This window comes from Pseudophaeobacter flagellatus (assembly GCF_021228235.1).
Lineage (GTDB): Bacteria > Pseudomonadota > Alphaproteobacteria > Rhodobacterales > Rhodobacteraceae > Pseudophaeobacter > Pseudophaeobacter flagellatus.
Window position 1 is genome coordinate 129,382 of record NZ_JAJQRG010000004.1, and the last position, 15,077, is coordinate 144,458.

Sequence of the window (15,077 nt, forward strand, 5' to 3'; positions counted from 1 at the left end):
CCAGGAGTCTCGCCATGTCCAAGCCCGTCCTGCGGGGGCTGGTAATTGCCGCGTTCTTTGCGCTTACCGCCTTCGCCCTGGTTCCTACATTTGTGCCCCGTCCCGCGTTCATTCCCGGTTTTGCACCGCCGCCGGACATGTGGCCGCGCACTGTTTCGCTGATCGGGATCGCGCTTGGCCTACTGGCGTTGTGCCTGGCGTTGACCAGGCCGGCAGCAGAGGAAGAGCCCATCGAAACCGATGGCAGCAGCCCATGGCGCATGGGGCTGCGGTTCGCTGGATTGGTGGGCGTTTTCGGCCTGTTCCTGGCACTGATACCGTACCTTGGCTTTCTGCTCTCGACCATGGCGCTGACGCTGGTTGTGGTGCTGATGACCGGCGAGCGCGACCACAAGCTGTGGATCTTTTTGCTGTCTTTTGTCGGGCCAGGGCTGCTGCTTCTTTTCTTCACCTACTCGCTCGGCACCCAGTTTCCCAAGGGCGCGCTGACCAAGCCCTTTGGCTTCTGATAGGAGATATCCATGCTCAACGAAATTCTATCGGCGCTGCAATCGGTTGCCACGCTCCAGAACCTGCTGATCATGATCGCAGGTATCTGGGGTGGGGTCATTGTTGGAGCCATCCCCGGCATGACCGGAACTATGGCGGTGACCTTGGCATTGCCCTTCACCTTCTACATGGATCCGGTGCCCTCGATTCTCCTGTTAGTCGCCCTGTACAAGGGCTCCACCTATGGGGGGTCGGTCTCGGCCATCCTGATCAAGACGCCGGGCACCGCCTCGGCAGCCTGTACCGCGCTTGACGGCTATCCGCTGGCCCAACAGGGCAAGGCGGGCAAGGCGCTGAACATGGCGCTGTATTCTTCGGTGATCGGTGACTTCATATCCAATCTTTCGCTGATCTTCTTTGCCGCGCCGCTTGCCATCCTGGCGCTGCAGATCGGTCCGCCTGAATTCTTTATGCTGATGCTGTTTGCGCTGACCACCGTGGCCGGCGTGTCCGGCAATTCGCTACTGCTTGGCCTGGTGTCAGCGGCCCTGGGGCTGCTGTTAGCGACGGTTGGCGAAGACATGTACGGTTCGTTCCGTTTTGCCTTTACCCCTGACATGCAGGCGGGGCTGTCGATTGCGCCAGTGCTGATCGGTCTGTTTGCGCTGCCCGAGCTGATAAAACTGGTGGTGATGCGGGTGGCCAAGACGGAAAAGGCTGCGACACTTGGCGCACAACATGTGACACGAGAAGAGTTCATGGGCTCGTTGCGCAGTATTCTGAAAGGCTCTGTGATAGGCTCTGTTCTGGGGGCAATCCCCGGTATTGGCCCCTCATCGGCAGCGTTCTTTTCTTATGGCGAGGCGCAGCGCAGTTCCAAGCGCGGCAGCAAGTTTGGCAAGGGAGAGTTGGAGGGCATCGCCGCGTCGGAATCGGCTAACAACGGTGCCTGTGGCGCAACAATGATCCCATTGCTGGCGCTTGGGGTGCCGGGCGACGTGATCACCGGCGTCATGCTGGGGGCCTTTATGATTCAGGGACTGACGCCTGGTCCGCTGCTGTTCCAGACCAATATGCACGAGGTTTATATGCTGCTGATCGGCATGCTGATATCCTCTGTTCTGCTGTTCTTTGCAGGCAAGGCAACCATGCGTATGTTTGCCAAGGTGTCCTATATCCCGCAGACGCTCCTGACACCGCTGGTGCTGCTGTTGTGCATCTTTGGCATCTATTCGATCGCCTCAAGCACCTTTGATGTGGCGGTACTGCTGGTTATGGGGCTGGTCGGCTTTGGCATGTTCCTGCTGAACATTCCGGCCGCGCCATTCCTGATCGCCTTTATCCTTGGCCCGATGCTGGAAGAAAACCTGCGCCGAGCGATGGCAATCTCACGCGGGGATCCGTCAGTCCTGCTCTCCACCCCGATTACCTGGATCTTTGCTGCGCTGATCGTGTTTGCGCTAGGCTTTACGCTGCGCCGTGAAATCCGAAAATCCAAGACAGAAAGACAAGTTGCACAATGACATACCAGAGCGAGACCCTCTGCGCCGAGGATCGGGTGAAACGCGCAGGCCAACATCTTTGCGATCTGATCGCCTTTGATACGGTGTCGTGCAATGGCAACCGGGCTCTGATCGACCACATGGCCGCCTATCTCGGGGATCTCGGCGCACGCATCACCATCCTGCCCGACGAAACCGGTGCCAAGGCCAACCTCGTCGCGGCCTTCGGTCCCGAAGATGTGGCTGGTCTGGTCTGGTCAGGCCATACTGATGTGGTGCCCGCAGTTGAGCCAGAATGGCAAAGCGATCCCTTCGTTGCAGAGCTGCGGGAAGGTAAGCTTTATGGGCGGGGGGCCTGCGACATGAAGGGCTTTGCGGCCTGCGCCATGGCAGTTGCCCCCGATCTGGCCGCTGCAAAGCTGACCCGGCCCGTTTACCTGTGCTTTTCCTATGACGAAGAGGTGGGCTGCCTGGGCGCGCCTGCGATTGCGCGGTATTTGGCGGCGCTGCCCGCCCCGCCAGAATTCGCGATCATTGGTGAGCCTTCGATGATGCAGCTGGTGACCGGTCAGAAGGGCAAGATTGCCATGCGGGCACAGGTCAATGGCACCTCGGGACATTCCTCATTTGCGCCAGAGCATGTGAACGCCATCGAATACGCTGCCCAGGCCATCGCGCGTATCTCGGAGCGCGGCCGACTCTACGAGCTGGAAGGGCCATTTGATGCGGATTTTACGGTGCCACATGCGACCATGCTGGCAACCATGATCGAAGGGGGCGTCGCCACCAATGTCACCCCTGAAAGCTGCAGTTTCACCTTCGAACTGCGTGCGATCCCCGAGATGGACCCCGAGGCGGATATGGCCGTGCTGTTGGCGCAGATCGAGACAGAGGTGAGTGCGGCCATGGCAGCGAAGGCCGAAGGCACCGGCATCACCTTTGAACGCATTTTTGCCTATCCGGCGATGGGTGAAGCGCGCAATACTCCTGGGTTTACCCGCTACGCATCTCTGTTGCCGACCTGGGGCGGCAAGGTTTCCTACGGGTCCGAAGGCGGCGTGTTCGAGCAACTGGGGGGCATTCCCTCGGTCATCATCGGGCCAGGTTCGATCGCGCAGGCGCACCGGCCGAATGAGTTTGTCTCGCTGGAGCAGCTGGGTCTTTGCATCGACTTTCTGGGCAGCCTCATATCGCACCTGTCGCTACAGTCTGACGCAGGGATGACCTGAGGTCGGCTTCCTTTGAGGGATGGTTCAGAGAACGTCGCTTCGCCTGAAAATCATGTTGGCGCGCAGCCCGAGGGGGAGAGGCTTCGCCCCGCGATTGAGTTGGATCACGGCCTCGACGCCCGGCAGCCGCCCGCTTTCCGTTGCCAGTTCGACCACCGAGATATGGACTTTGGAAAACCGCTCCATTGACTTGGCGCAGACGTACCTCCTTATGCGCCCGCTCTTGAGCTCCTCAACCTCGCGGGACTTCAGAACGCCTGTGTCCATCAGGCTCCGTATCGTTCGAATGTTGATGCCGAGGATCTTGGCGGCACGGGTCGGGCGAACGGTTGCCTTGGCCGCTGCAGCGATGTGGGGCGGCACGGGGAGGCCGCAGAGCGTCAGGTAGCCCAGAATGTCGGGAATGCCGCGGTCGAAGATCACGAGGCCGGAGAGCGCCTGCGCGGCGCTGTAGGCGCGAAGGTCCCGCGCCAGCATCCTTTCGGCATAGGCCATGCGATCCGCCCAAGGGAGGGCGTCTCCGCCGCTCTGCATCTCCTCGCGGATGATCGTGCGGCCGGATTCGGGGGTTGTGTGGAAGCCGCGGCGGGCGAGTTCGGTGATCAGGCTGGTCTTGCCCGCTCCGGGGCCGCCCGTCACGACGAAGAAATGGTCACTCATGAGCCATCCTCGGGTTTGACAGGGGGAAGGGCTGCGAAGGGATCAACGCGCCATGGGCGCGGATCAAGGCAGCATGGTTTTTCGTAAGGAAAACAGCACCTGTCAGCGCGGCAAAGGCAAATTCTCTGACAGTAAAAGCAGACCTATCTGGTGCTTTTCAAGGGTGATTTGGTGGAGCCTAGGAGGATCGAACTCCTGACCTCCTGCATGCCATGCAGGCGCTCTCCCAGCTGAGCTAAGGCCCCAAATCACTCCGCTAGATGTCTAGGCTTTATGCCTGTCCGTCTCGCGGTGTGTGGGTGATTTAAGCGACGATGAAGCGGGCCGCAAGAGGAAAATGCACCATCGTCACGAGTTTTTTTGCCAAGGCTTCTTGCCTGATCCCCAGGCAGCCGGTGGGCTGCTTGGGAGAGGTGGCGCAGCCTGGGCAGGCCTTAGGTCTCGTCGTCTTCAGACGCGACATCGGCGATCTCTTCGAGCGGCACAGTATCGGTGTCGTCGTCATCGTCCAGAACGTCATCGCCCAGATCCAGATCGACGTCTGCGTCGTCATCGTCCAGAACATCGCTGTCTTCGGCGTCGGTTTCTTTGGCTTTGGCGCTGGCGGCATCCGCTGCGTCGGCTTCGATCATCCGGCTTTTGCCAGTGCTGAGCTCAACAACTTCGCCCGTGTAGGGGCTGACGATCGGATTTTTGTTCAGGTCGTAAAACCGCTTGCCGGTGGTTGGGCAGACGCGCTTTACGCCCCATTCTTCGTTGGGCATGTGGGTCCCCTTGATTTACTGGTGAGTCGTATCGACGATTCAGTTGCCTTGCCATATGAGGTAGGCACTGTCAAAGCCTTTGCCATAAAGGGACACCGCCATGAGCGCATATCACCTGCCCGGAGATCCGCCGGTCCCGCTGATTCTGCGGCGCTCGGCGAGGGCGAAACGGATCAGCCTGCGCATATCGGCGCTGGACGGGCGGGTGACGCTGACGCTGCCCAAGCGGCTGGCGGCGCGCGAAGCCCTGGACTTCGCCGCCGAAAAAGAGCCCTGGATCCGCGATCATCTGGCGCGCCATCCGGTGCCGGTTGCGGTTGGTTTCGGCAGCATGCTTCCTATTGAAGGTGTGCCGCGCCGCATTGTGCCGGGGTCGGCGCGCGGGGTGAAATTGGCCGAGGACGCGGTTGCCATTGGCAGTAGCAACCCGGCAAAGTCACTGCAACGCTACCTGAAAGAGCTGGCCCGGGATCGGCTGGCAGAGCGTTCCGATCACTATGCGGCGCAGGTCGGGCGCGCTTATGCAAAGCTAAGCCTGCGTGACACCCGCTCGCGCTGGGGGTCTTGTTCCTCTGCCGGGACCCTGATGTATTCCTGGCGCCTGATCCTGGCCCCGCGTGAGGTATTGTCTTATGTCGCGGCCCATGAGGTGGCGCATCTGGTCGAGATGAATCACTCGGCTGACTTCTGGGCGGTGGTGGCGAAGATCTATGGCGACAGCACGGTGCCGCGCCGCTGGTTGCGCCAAGAGGGCGGCGGGCTGCATCGCTACCGGTTTGAGCCTCTTTAGGCAGGCGTCGGCCGAAATCGGGGCTGGCTGGCCGCAGCAAATGGCGCGGTATGCATTCAGCGCTTGACCTGCGCCATATTTGTGATCACAGACATGCATCATGTCGAGACCAGTCAAACCCATTGCAGCACCTGCCACCGATACCAGTGCCTCGGCCCATGATAGGGTGTACCGGGCGTTGCGGGCACGGATCATGTATGGTGACATTGCCCCGGGTGAGGCGCTGACCCTGCGCGGTATTGGTCGCGAATATGGGGTTTCGATGACCCCAGCGCGCGAATCCCTGCGCCGTCTGGTGGCCGAGGGGGCGCTGTCGCTGTCCTCCTCGGGGCGGGTTGCCACACCTGAGCTGAGCAATGAACGGATCGAAGAACTGGCGGCCCTGCGGGCATTGATCGAGGTCGAGCTGTCCAGCCGTGCCTTGCCACGGGCGCACATGGCGCTGATTGACCGGCTGCAAACCATTAACATGACCATCGCCGAGAAGGTCTCTAAACGGGACGCGGTCGGCTATATTCGCACCAATCTTGAATTTCACCGCACGCTTTACCTCCGGGCGCAGGCGCCGGCCATGCTGGCCATGGCTGAAACGGTCTGGCTGCAGCTTGGCCCCACCATGCGGGCGCTGTATGGGCGGCTGCGGCGGACTGATCCGCCGCAGAACCACCGGCTGATCATTGCCGCGCTCAAGGCTGGTGACGAACCGGGCCTGCGTCTGGCGGTGCGATCCGACGTGACACAGGGGCTGCGGCTTTTGGTGGTCTAGGCCCAAACAAGGTGAACGTGGAAAAAGACTTGGAACAGATGCCTATAGAAATACGAAAGGCAAATGCCGCAGATGCAGAGGCTTTGACCGCCTGCATTGATGCAGCCTATGCTAAATATGCCAGCCGTATTTCCGACCTGCCCCCTGTCTCCTCTGGGATTTCAGAGGAAATCGACAAGTGTCAGGTCTGGGTCGCGACCGAAAGCGGACAAGTGATTGCGGGCTTGTTTCTCTCTACTCATGAGGGGTTTTTAAAGCTAGCCAATATCGCGGTTCACCCTGATCACGCCGGCAAGGGCTTGGGGCGTGCGCTGATGGAATACGCAGAAAGCGAGGCCAAACGGCAGGGGGTTAGCGAAATGCGCCTCAGCACGCATGTTGATATGCCTGAGAACGTGCGGTTGTACCAATTTCTGGGCTGGCAAGAATACGAACGCAAAGGCAATCGCGTTTCGATGCGCAAAAATCTGGGAACCGCTAAGAGAACGGTGTGAGCAAGCCAGCCTGCCAGAGAACTGAACGCGGATCTCTATCAAAAGCCAGCATAAAAAAACCGGCGAATTCGCCGGCTTTTCTGTGTGTTTGGATAGCCTTAGGCCGCCAGCCCTTTGGAGCCAATGTCGAGGAACTTTTGACGGCGATCTTTGATCAGCTCTGCGCTACCCAGGTCCTTCAACTCGTCGAGCATGTCCTGAATGGCAAGCCCAACCGAAGCTATCGCGGTCTTGGCGTCGCGGTGTGCACCGCCCAGGGGTTCGGGGATGATCCGGTTAATCACCGCGAGTTCATGCAGGTTTTGCGCGGTGAGACGCAGCGCTTCGGCCGCTTCGCGCATCTTTTCGGCGTCTTTCCACAGGATAGAGGCGCAGCCTTCCGGCGAAATCACCGAATAGACCGCATGTTCCAGCATCGCGACACGGTTGGCGGTGGCAAATGCCACAGCGCCGCCGGACCCGCCTTCGCCGATAATAACTGAAACCACCGGCACGCCGATTTTCAGGCTCATCTCGGTTGAGCGGGCAATGGCCTCGGATTGGCCGCGTTCTTCGGCACCCTTGCCGGGATAGGCCCCGGTGGTATCCACCAGCGTAACCACGGGCAGGCCAAAGCGGCCGGCCATTTCCATCAGCCGCACGGCCTTGCGATAGCCTTCGGGGCGGGCCATGCCAAAGTTGTGCAGGATGCGCGCCTTGGTGTTGGATCCCTTTTCATGGCCGATCACCATCACCGGCTGATCATTGAACCGCGCCAATCCCCCCATGACCGCTAGGTCATCGGCAAAGTTCCGGTCGCCGGCCAGCGGTGTGTATTCGGTGAAAAGCGCATCTATATAGTCGCGGCAATGGGGCCGTTCCGGATGACGTGCCACCTGGCATTTGCGCCAGGGAGTCAGCTCTTTATAAAGATCCTTCAGCAGCTGCTCGGCTTTGACGTCCAGCGCTGCGGCCTCATCGGCCATATCCATTTCTTCATTGGCCCGTGCCAGGGCGCGAAGTTCTTCTGCTTTGCCTTCGATTTCGGCCAGCGGTTTTTCAAATTCCAGATACTGTGTCATATCGCCTCGCTCTCGCGTTTTGCCGTATATGGCCCTCTGCGCGCCCAGATGCAACTGTTGCCCGCCTGCGCCGTCAATTTGTGCCTTGCCGGGGCACCGGCTGGGGGCGGAAAAAGAATGTGATGCGGGCATCTGTTCCGCAAGATTTGTGGATTGCAACCGTGCCAAATCTGTTTGGACACGAAAAAGGAAACCCCAAGGTCATGGCCTCTGCCTACGAAAAACGCATTCTGCGCGTCCTCGACTACATCCATGACAACCCGGCTGGAGACCTGTCACTGGACCAGTTGGCGGATGTGGCGGCGATGTCGCGGTTTCATTGGCACCGGGTGTTTCATGCTGTCACCGGTGAGACCTGCGCCCAGGCTGTTCGCCGCATTCGGCTGCACCGGGCGGCCTCGGCGCTGGTGATGACGGACACCCGGCTGGCGCAGATTGCTGTCTCTGTGGGCTATCCCAATGTGACGTCCTTTTCGCGTGTATTCACAGATGCCTATGGCGCCAGCCCTGCACAGTTTCGCAAGGCAGGTCGGCATGTGCCTCTGCCCCCTAAACTAAGGATCGGAGACTATCCCATGTACCCTGTTACCCTGCGCAACGACCCTCTGCGCCGGTTGGTTGGCCTGCCTCATCGTGGCGGCTATCACACCATCGGCAAACAGTTCGAAAGTTTTGCGGCACTGTGTGAAACCCGTGGTCTGTGGCCACAGATCGGTGCCTCGGTGGCGATCTATTATGACAACCCTGATGCAACGCCAGAGGCGCAGTTGCGCAGCTTTGCGGGGGGCGAACTCCAAGGTGGCCCAACGCCAGACGGTCTGGAGGACGCGACCATCGCTGCGGGCAGGGTTGCAGTGCTGACCTACAAGGGACCCTATGCCGGGATTTCGGCAGCCTATCACAGCCTGTTTGGCAATTGGTTGCCGGAAAGCGGCGAAGAACCGGCAGAGGCCCCCTGTTATGAGATCTATCTCAACAATCCGCGTGAGATCGCCCCTGAAGAGCTGCTAACCGAGATCTGCCTACCGTTGAAGTGATTGGAGATCCGGTGATCTGGCCGCAGTTATTGCGGCCAGATCACCGGATAGAGCGAGGCCACGAGCAGCCCAGCCATCAGCCAGTTGAACTGGGTCAGGCGGCGCGGATTGGTCAGGAAACGTGCCATCTGTTGGCCCAGGATGGTCCAGGATCCCACCGAAGGCAGGTTGATCGCGCCAAACACCGCCCCGACCAGAAAGATCGCCCATAGGGTTTGGTCGGGGGTGTAGGCCGTGATCGCGGTCAGCGCCATGGCCCAGGCCTTTGGGTTGACCCATTGAAAGGCCGCCGCCTGTAGAAATGTCATCGGCGTTCCCGTCGCGCCGCTGGCCTGCGCGGGACCGGCATTGGCAATTTTCCACGCCAGATACAGCAGGTAGACCACTGAACAGACCTTGAGAAGGGTATAGGTCAGCGGTATCGCATCAAAGATCTGTACCAGCCCCGCGCCCACCAGAACCACCATAAAGACAAAGCCAATTGCCACCCCGAGCATATGTGGGATGGTGCGGCGAAAGCCAAAGTTGGCCCCCGAGGCCATCAGCATCAGATTGTTCGGCCCCGGCGTGATCGAGGACACAAAGGCAAAAAGCGCAAGCGCCAGAAAGAGTTCATATGTCATTGGGTGAATTTGCTGCGTATTGCCCCAAATGAAATTGCGTTTTTGTGTGTCTTCTGCGTATTTTTGCAATCAATGGCAAAGAATGATCAGATAAACCAACATATATTGCGTGAACTTACCCGCGATGGCCGCATCAGCAATCTTGAACTGGCTGATCGCGTTGGGCTGTCGCCCTCGGCCTGTCTGCGCCGGGTGCAGGATCTGGAACAGGCTGGGGTGATCACCGGCTATCGGGCCGTGTTGGATCGTGATGCCATGGGCGCGGGGTTTGTCACCTATATCGGGGTTGGCTTGGGCGAACACACCAAAGAGGCGCAGACGGCCTTTGAACGTGCCATGCAAGAGGCTCCAGAGGTGGTGGAATGCCACAATATCACCGGCACCATCGAATACCTGTTGCGCATCGAATGCGCCGATCTGCCCAGCTACAAACGGTTTCACACTGATATTCTGGGAACTTCTCCCTTTGTGACTGCTATCACTACCTATGTGGTGATGGGCTCTCCCAAGGATCTGCGGGCCTAACTGCGGAGGGGCAGCAGTGTTTCCATTGCAATCGCGGGGGATGCAAGAACGGGCAGGACGGTGCGGTGCAGCAGTAGATCTTTTGCCCCCGCCATAGAGGCCTGGGCAAGCACTACGCAAGAGGTGTCAGCCGCCAGGGCCAGGCTTGTTTCGACCTGGGATGCAATTTCGGCATGGAACAGGGCGCTATCGCCGTTGGTGAAATGATGCCAGAGGCGGGGAAGCGGCAGGGTGCGGATTTCGGCTGCTGAGCCCCGTTCTGCAAAGGCGCGTTCTAACAGCGCGGTCGAAGGGGCGCGGGTGCTGTCCAGGCAATAGGCCATCATCACCGGCCCGCCGATCTCTGCGGCACGCTGCATCATCGGCCAGTCAATGCGGGTGGCGCCGGCCGCTTCGGCCACTGCGCCGATGGTGGTGCAGCTGCACAGGACAGGCCCCGATGTCGCCTCAATTGCGGCAGAGATTTCCAGCCGCAGCTCTGCCGTCATGCCGGTCTGCGCCCGTGTGAGCCAGTCGGGACGCACCACATGCGCCAACTGCGCCTGCGGGGCCAGCGCATCAAAGCTGGCCACATGGACTTCGGCGGTATGAAACAGGGTCAAATCGGGCATGGCGTCGCCTTGAGGAGAGCGTGACTATAAAAAAAGGGCGCCAAAGAGGCGCCCTTTGATCATTGCGGGTATAGCGCTTTGGGTCAAAGGCTTTAGCTTCTGGCGATCAGCTCTGACTGGGCCACGATGACCTCGGCCTGTTTGATCGAGGCGATATCGACCAGGCGGCCCTTGTAGACAGTGGCGCCTTCGCCATTGGCCTTGGCCTGTTCCATCGCGGCTAGAATTTCGCGGGCCTCGGCGACGGCGGTTTCAGAGGGGGTGAAGACCTCATTGGCCAGGCCGATCTGTTTGGGGTGGATGGCCCATTTGCCCACCATCCCCAGCGTGGCCGAACGTTTTGCCTGTGCGATATAGCCCTCATCATCTGAAAAATCGCCAAAGGGACCATCCACCGGCAGCACCCCATGGGTGCGGCAGGCAGCGACAATGGCAGTCTGGGCCCAGTGCCAGGGGTCGGACCAGTGCTTTTCGCCGTCGCGCAGCATGTAATAGTTTTCCTGGGTGCCACCGATCCCGGTGGTCTGCATCCCCATCGAGGCGGCAAAATCGGCCGCGCCCAGAGACATCGCCTGCATCCGGGGGGAGGCGGCGGCAATCTCTTCGACATGGGCGATGCCAGCAGCCGATTCGATGATGACTTCAAAAGACACCGGCTTGCTGCGGCCCTTGGCGCGTTCAACTGCGGTGACCAGAGCATCTACGGCATAGACATCTTCGGCGCAGCCCACCTTGGGGATCATGATCTGGTCCAGCCGATCACCGGCCTGTTCCAGCAGGTCGACCACATCGCGGTACCAGTAGGGCGTATCCAGCCCGTTGATCCGCACCGACATGCATTTATTGCCCCAGTCAATGGTGTTCAGGGCCTCGATGATATTGGCGCGCGCAATATCCTTGTCGGAGGGTGCAACCGAATCTTCCAGATCCAGGTTGATGACATCCGCCGCCGAGGCCGCCATTTTGGGAAACAGCTTGGTGTTGGAGCCGGGGCCAAACAACTGGCAACGGTTGGGGCGGGCGACTGGGCTGGGCTGAATGCGAAAGCTCATAGAGGCAATCCTTTGGGTAAGGAAATTACGATTTCATCTCGCAAAGTGGTAAGAAATTGCGCGCAGCCTTGCAACCCTTACTTTGCAGTCGCAGCATTGCCTGTGCGGCATGTGCGCAATAATGGGCGGAGGGGCGCAGGGATCATCAGTATTTTGAACAATGATCGAATAATCTTCGACAATTGTTGTTTTTGGTGGTGCATATTCCCAAAACTACTACGCTGCAAAAGCAAAAACGGGACCGCATCGCTTGGGGCTTCAATTAGAATCGCCCAGAATTTGAATTCCTTTGGAGGGCCCGAGATGATCGAGACACCATATCTGTTGTTCCTGGGCGATGCGCCCGACATGCTGGCTGCCAAGGTTGCTATTGGCATCCGTGACTGGCGCCCTGACCATGCGGTGGGCCAGATCCGTCTGCCTGGCTGTGGCGCGGATCTTGGTCTGACCGAGATGACCCTGGCCGAGGCCAAGGCGGCCGGCGCCAAGACGCTGGTGATTGGTGTTGCCAACCGGGGTGGGGTGATTTCTGCAGCCTGGAAAGAAGTGCTGATCCAGGCGCTGGAAATGGGCTATGATCTGGCCTCTGGCCTGCATAATCTGCTGCGCGATGAAGGCGATCTTGTCGCTGCGGCGCAGACCTATGGCGGCACCCTTCACGATGTGCGCGTACCCACCGATGGCTATCCGATCGCCAATGGCGTCAAGCGCCGGGGCAAGCGCTGCCTCGCGGTCGGCACCGATTGTTCTGTTGGCAAGATGTACACCGCCCTGGCGATGGACGCCGAAATGCAGGAACGCGGCATGAAGTCGACTTTCCGCGCCACTGGCCAGACCGGCATCCTGATTACCGGTCACGGCGTGCCACTGGATGCGGTGGTTGCCGATTTCATGGCGGGATCCGTAGAATATCTGACCCCCGACAATGATGACGATCACTGGGATCTGATCGAAGGGCAGGGCTCTTTGTTCCACATCTCTTATTCGGGGGTCACCATGGCGCTGGTGCATGGCGGTCAGGCTGATGCGCTGATCCTGTGCCATGAGCCAACCCGCGCGCATATGCGTGGGCTGCCGGATTACTCTGTGCCGAGCCTGGAAGAGCTGCGCGATGTGGCCCTGCCTCTGGCGCTGCGGGCCAATGCCGATTGCAAGGTTGTTGGTGTTTCCGTCAATACCCAGCATCTGTCCGAGGAAGATGCGGTGGCATATCTGGCCGAAGTTGAAGCACGTATGGGCATCCCGGCGGTTGACCCCTATCGCCACGGCGCTGGACGTTTGGTAGACGCGCTCGCCGCGATCTGATCTTTACACGGGGGCGTCTGGGAACAGGCGCCCTTTTTCTGCCCGCTGTTTGGCTCTGCCTACCCTTTGAAAGGATGCAACATGCATATCTCTGTGACGCCTGATGTTTTCAAACTGGCGCAGGTCTTTACCATCTCTCGTGGGTCGCGCACCGAGGCCAAGGTGCTGACGGTCAAGGTTGAACAGGATGGCGTCACTGGCTGGGGCGAATGCGTGCCCTATGCCCGCTATGACGAAACGCTGGAAAGCGTCACCGCCGAGATCGAGGCCCTGCCCGCCGATTTCACCCGCGCCGAACTGCAAGACCTGCTGCCTGCCGGGGCCGCCCGCAACGCGGTGGATTGCGCTCTTTGGGATCTGGAGGCCAAACAGGCAGGAAAACCCGTCTGGGAACTGGCCGGTCTGCCTGCGCCCGGCCCGGAAATTACCGCTTATACCCTGTCGCTGGCCAGCCCGGACGAGATGCGTAAACAGGCGGCGGAAAACGCGCATCGCCCGCTGCTGAAGATCAAGCTGGGCACCCCGGACGATATGCCCCGGCTAGAGGCCGTGCGCGCCGGTGCACCAGAGGCCAAGATCATCATCGACGCCAATGAAGGCTGGTCAGCCGAAGTCTATGCTGCGTTGGCCCCGCATCTGGTGCGTCTTGGGGTGGAGCTGGTGGAACAGCCGCTGCCAGCAGGCGAGGACGACGCGCTGATTGGTCTGGACCGCCCGGTGCCTGTCTGCGCCGATGAGAGCTGTCATGACCGAGCCAGCCTGCCCAAGCTGAAAGGCAAATATGATGTGGTCAACATCAAGCTGGACAAGACCGGGGGCCTGACCGAGGCTTTGAAGCTGCGCCAAGAGGCCCTGGCGCTGGGCTATGATGTCATGGTGGGCTGCATGGTGGGATCGTCATTGGCGATGGCTCCTGCGACCTTGCTGGCGCAGGGGGTTTTGGTGACAGATCTTGACGGGCCGCTGCTGCTGGCCGAAGACCGCGAGGTCCCATTGAAATTTGACGCCGAGGGTGTACACCCACCGCAGACCGCGCTTTGGGGATAGAACGACCAGATAGGCGATCCGGTGGATCCTTTTTGGTGAGGACGGGCAAGACCCGCAGAGACAAGGAAAATGACATGACCCGAACTGTTTATGTAAACGGCGAATACCTGCCCGAAACCGAAGCCAAGATTTCGATCTTTGACCGTGGCTTTCTGATGGCCGATGGCGTCTACGAAGTGACCAGCGTACTGGATGGCAAGCTGATTGATTTTGACGGCCACGCGGTGCGTCTGGCGCGGTCGCTGGATGAACTCGACATGCAGGCCCCCTGCAGCAAGGAAGAACTGCTGGAGATCCACCGCGAGCTGGTCGCCCGCAACGAGATCGTCGAAGGTCTGGTCTATCTGCAGGTTACCCGTGGGTCGGACGGGGATCGTGACTTTGTCTTTCCCGATCCCGAAACCACCAAGCCGACAATCGTTTTGTTCACCCAGAACAAACCCGGCTTGGCCGACAACCCTGCCGCCAAGAAGGGCGCCAAGATCATCTCTATCGAAGACATCCGCTGGGGGCGTCGCGACATCAAGACCGTGCAGCTGCTCTACCCTTCGATGGGCAAGATGATGGCCAAGAAGGCGGGTGCAGATGACGCTTGGCTGATCGAAGATGGCTATGTCACCGAGGGCACCTCGAACAACGCCTATTACGTCAAGGATGGCACGATCGTCACCCGCCCGTTGAGCAACGACATTCTGCACGGTATCACCCGCAAGGCGGTTTTGCGTATGGCGGCCGAGGCCCAGATGGTGGTGGAAGAGCGTCTCTTTACCATTGATGAGGCCAAAGAGGCCGATGAGGCCTTCACCACATCGGCCAGCGCCTTTGTGATGCCGGTGATCGAAATCGATGGCGTCGCGCTGGGCGACGGCACCCCGGGCCCAATCGCCAAGCGCCTGCGGGAAATCTATCTGGAAGAGAGCCTGAAGGCGGCGATCTGAATTTCCCCTCGGAAAAGCCAATAACAAGGCCAGGCTCCAACGGAGTCTGGCCTTTGTTCATGTCGCCACCGGGTTGATGTTTCTGCCCTGCTTCAGGTTAAAGGCGGGACGCTTTAGTGACAGTGTACGCGGCCTGTGCTGGTTTGTTTGTGACAGCACTGTCCCGGCGGTGACGATTTACGGC

The 15,077-nt window shown here is 59.8% G+C and carries 17 protein-coding genes and 1 tRNA gene; 11 read left to right on the forward strand and 7 right to left on the reverse strand.

All coding sequences use genetic code 11. The annotated features are described in order from the left end of the window. Positions 1–14 precede the first annotated feature (14 nt). Genes LRK71_RS09495 through argE form a run of 3 tightly spaced genes read left to right on the forward strand, consistent with a single transcriptional unit; the run spans position 15 to position 3,220 of the window. On the forward strand, positions 15–509 hold the full coding sequence (locus LRK71_RS09495) for a tripartite tricarboxylate transporter TctB family protein (RefSeq protein WP_232402900.1): 495 nt from the start codon (positions 15–17) through the stop codon (positions 507–509). Positions 510–521: 12 nt separating this feature from the next. Further along, positions 522–2,012: a tripartite tricarboxylate transporter permease gene (locus LRK71_RS09500; protein ID WP_232402902.1), complete on the forward strand. Its 1,491-nt coding sequence runs from the start codon at positions 522–524 to the stop codon at positions 2,010–2,012. After that, entirely contained in the window at positions 2,009–3,220 is a 1,212-nt protein-coding gene (gene argE, locus LRK71_RS09505) for an acetylornithine deacetylase (protein ID WP_232402904.1), read from the forward strand. Before LRK71_RS09500 ends, argE begins: the two co-directional genes overlap by 4 nt. Positions 3,221–3,244: 24 nt before the next feature. Here the strand turns inward: argE and LRK71_RS09510 are convergent, their stop codons facing one another. The 3 genes from LRK71_RS09510 to LRK71_RS09520 form a co-directional block, all read right to left on the reverse strand. Beyond that, on the reverse strand, positions 3,245–3,880 hold the full coding sequence (locus tag LRK71_RS09510; RefSeq protein WP_232402906.1) for an AAA family ATPase: 636 nt from the start codon (positions 3,878–3,880) through the stop codon (positions 3,245–3,247). Between the two features lie 169 nt (positions 3,881–4,049). Next, a tRNA-Ala gene (locus LRK71_RS09515) sits at positions 4,050–4,125 on the reverse strand. A 189-nt stretch (positions 4,126–4,314) separates the two neighbouring features. Beyond that, positions 4,315–4,644, reverse strand: coding sequence for a TIGR02300 family protein (locus tag LRK71_RS09520; RefSeq protein ID WP_232402909.1), 330 nt, complete (start codon positions 4,642–4,644; stop codon positions 4,315–4,317). Between the two features lie 100 nt (positions 4,645–4,744). On the opposite strand from LRK71_RS09520, the gene LRK71_RS09525 reads away from it, so the two are divergent. From LRK71_RS09525 to LRK71_RS09535, 3 genes are all read left to right on the forward strand, one after another. Then, the gene (locus tag LRK71_RS09525) at positions 4,745–5,434 is read left to right on the forward strand and encodes a M48 family metallopeptidase (protein ID WP_232402910.1); all 690 of its coding nucleotides are present in this window, start codon (positions 4,745–4,747) and stop codon (positions 5,432–5,434) included. A gap of 100 nt (positions 5,435–5,534) precedes the next feature. Then, on the forward strand, positions 5,535–6,200 hold the full coding sequence (locus LRK71_RS09530; RefSeq protein WP_232402912.1) for a GntR family transcriptional regulator: 666 nt from the start codon (positions 5,535–5,537) through the stop codon (positions 6,198–6,200). Between the two features lie 11 nt (positions 6,201–6,211). Continuing rightward, a complete protein-coding gene (locus LRK71_RS09535; RefSeq protein WP_232402914.1) occupies positions 6,212–6,694 on the forward strand; it encodes a GNAT family N-acetyltransferase in 483 nt (160 codons plus the stop codon). A gap of 98 nt (positions 6,695–6,792) precedes the next feature. Here LRK71_RS09535 and LRK71_RS09540 read toward each other — a convergent pair whose 3' ends face one another. Continuing rightward, positions 6,793–7,755 (reverse strand): acetyl-CoA carboxylase carboxyltransferase subunit alpha, encoded by a 963-nt coding sequence (locus LRK71_RS09540; RefSeq protein WP_232402916.1) that lies wholly within the window; start codon positions 7,753–7,755, stop codon positions 6,793–6,795. Between the two features lie 203 nt (positions 7,756–7,958). Between LRK71_RS09540 and LRK71_RS09545 the strand changes: the two genes are divergently transcribed. After that, complete coding sequence (locus LRK71_RS09545; RefSeq protein ID WP_232402917.1) at positions 7,959–8,792, forward strand: AraC family transcriptional regulator; 834 nt, start codon at positions 7,959–7,961, stop codon at positions 8,790–8,792. Positions 8,793–8,818: 26 nt separating this feature from the next. On the opposite strand, the gene LRK71_RS09550 is transcribed toward LRK71_RS09545, so the two are convergent. Then, positions 8,819–9,415 (reverse strand): LysE family translocator, encoded by a 597-nt coding sequence (locus LRK71_RS09550; RefSeq protein WP_232402918.1) that lies wholly within the window; start codon positions 9,413–9,415, stop codon positions 8,819–8,821. 72 nt (positions 9,416–9,487) lie between these two features. Between LRK71_RS09550 and LRK71_RS09555 the strand changes: the two genes are divergently transcribed. After that, positions 9,488–9,940: an Lrp/AsnC family transcriptional regulator gene (locus tag LRK71_RS09555; RefSeq protein WP_232402919.1), complete on the forward strand. Its 453-nt coding sequence runs from the start codon at positions 9,488–9,490 to the stop codon at positions 9,938–9,940. Here LRK71_RS09555 and LRK71_RS09560 read toward each other — a convergent pair. Both LRK71_RS09560 and LRK71_RS09565 read right to left on the reverse strand, forming a co-directional pair. Beyond that, positions 9,937–10,551 (reverse strand): hypothetical protein, encoded by a 615-nt coding sequence (locus LRK71_RS09560; RefSeq protein ID WP_232402920.1) that lies wholly within the window; start codon positions 10,549–10,551, stop codon positions 9,937–9,939. The genes LRK71_RS09555 and LRK71_RS09560 overlap by 4 nt on opposite strands. Before the next feature lie 92 nt (positions 10,552–10,643). Continuing rightward, on the reverse strand, positions 10,644–11,603 hold the full coding sequence (locus LRK71_RS09565) for an L-malyl-CoA/beta-methylmalyl-CoA lyase (protein ID WP_232402921.1): 960 nt from the start codon (positions 11,601–11,603) through the stop codon (positions 10,644–10,646). A gap of 303 nt (positions 11,604–11,906) precedes the next feature. Between LRK71_RS09565 and dgcN the strand changes: the two genes are divergently transcribed. The 3 genes from dgcN to LRK71_RS09580 all read left to right on the forward strand — a co-directional run bounded on the left by dgcN (position 11,907) and on the right by LRK71_RS09580 (position 14,893). After that, positions 11,907–12,908 (forward strand): N-acetyltransferase DgcN, encoded by a 1,002-nt coding sequence (gene dgcN / locus LRK71_RS09570; RefSeq protein ID WP_232402922.1) that lies wholly within the window; start codon positions 11,907–11,909, stop codon positions 12,906–12,908. Between the two features lie 81 nt (positions 12,909–12,989). After that, complete coding sequence (dgcA, locus tag LRK71_RS09575) at positions 12,990–13,955, forward strand: N-acetyl-D-Glu racemase DgcA (protein ID WP_232402923.1); 966 nt, start codon at positions 12,990–12,992, stop codon at positions 13,953–13,955. Between the two features lie 74 nt (positions 13,956–14,029). Then, a complete protein-coding gene (locus tag LRK71_RS09580) occupies positions 14,030–14,893 on the forward strand; it encodes a D-amino-acid transaminase (protein ID WP_232402924.1) in 864 nt (287 codons plus the stop codon). Positions 14,894–15,077: the final 184 nt, after the last annotated feature.

Coding starts and splice junctions, on each gene's coding strand:
- LRK71_RS09580 (WP_232402924.1), top strand. CDS start 14,030: ATGACCCGAACTGTTTATGTAAACGGCGAATACCTGCCCGAAACCGAA.
- LRK71_RS09540 (WP_232402916.1), bottom strand. CDS start 7,755: ATGACACAGTATCTGGAATTTGAAAAACCGCTGGCCGAAATCGAAGGC.
- argE (WP_232402904.1), top strand. CDS start 2,009: ATGACATACCAGAGCGAGACCCTCTGCGCCGAGGATCGGGTGAAACGC.
- LRK71_RS09520 (WP_232402909.1), bottom strand. CDS start 4,644: ATGCCCAACGAAGAATGGGGCGTAAAGCGCGTCTGCCCAACCACCGGC.
- LRK71_RS09495 (WP_232402900.1), top strand. CDS start 15: ATGTCCAAGCCCGTCCTGCGGGGGCTGGTAATTGCCGCGTTCTTTGCG.
- LRK71_RS09555 (WP_232402919.1), top strand. CDS start 9,488: ATGGCAAAGAATGATCAGATAAACCAACATATATTGCGTGAACTTACC.
- dgcN (WP_232402922.1), top strand. CDS start 11,907: ATGATCGAGACACCATATCTGTTGTTCCTGGGCGATGCGCCCGACATG.
- dgcA (WP_232402923.1), top strand. CDS start 12,990: ATGCATATCTCTGTGACGCCTGATGTTTTCAAACTGGCGCAGGTCTTT.
- LRK71_RS09550 (WP_232402918.1), bottom strand. CDS start 9,415: ATGACATATGAACTCTTTCTGGCGCTTGCGCTTTTTGCCTTTGTGTCC.
- LRK71_RS09525 (WP_232402910.1), top strand. CDS start 4,745: ATGAGCGCATATCACCTGCCCGGAGATCCGCCGGTCCCGCTGATTCTG.
- LRK71_RS09500 (WP_232402902.1), top strand. CDS start 522: ATGCTCAACGAAATTCTATCGGCGCTGCAATCGGTTGCCACGCTCCAG.
- LRK71_RS09565 (WP_232402921.1), bottom strand. CDS start 11,603: ATGAGCTTTCGCATTCAGCCCAGCCCAGTCGCCCGCCCCAACCGTTGC.
- LRK71_RS09510 (WP_232402906.1), bottom strand. CDS start 3,880: ATGAGTGACCATTTCTTCGTCGTGACGGGCGGCCCCGGAGCGGGCAAG.
- LRK71_RS09560 (WP_232402920.1), bottom strand. CDS start 10,551: ATGCCCGATTTGACCCTGTTTCATACCGCCGAAGTCCATGTGGCCAGC.
- LRK71_RS09545 (WP_232402917.1), top strand. CDS start 7,959: ATGGCCTCTGCCTACGAAAAACGCATTCTGCGCGTCCTCGACTACATC.
- LRK71_RS09530 (WP_232402912.1), top strand. CDS start 5,535: ATGTCGAGACCAGTCAAACCCATTGCAGCACCTGCCACCGATACCAGT.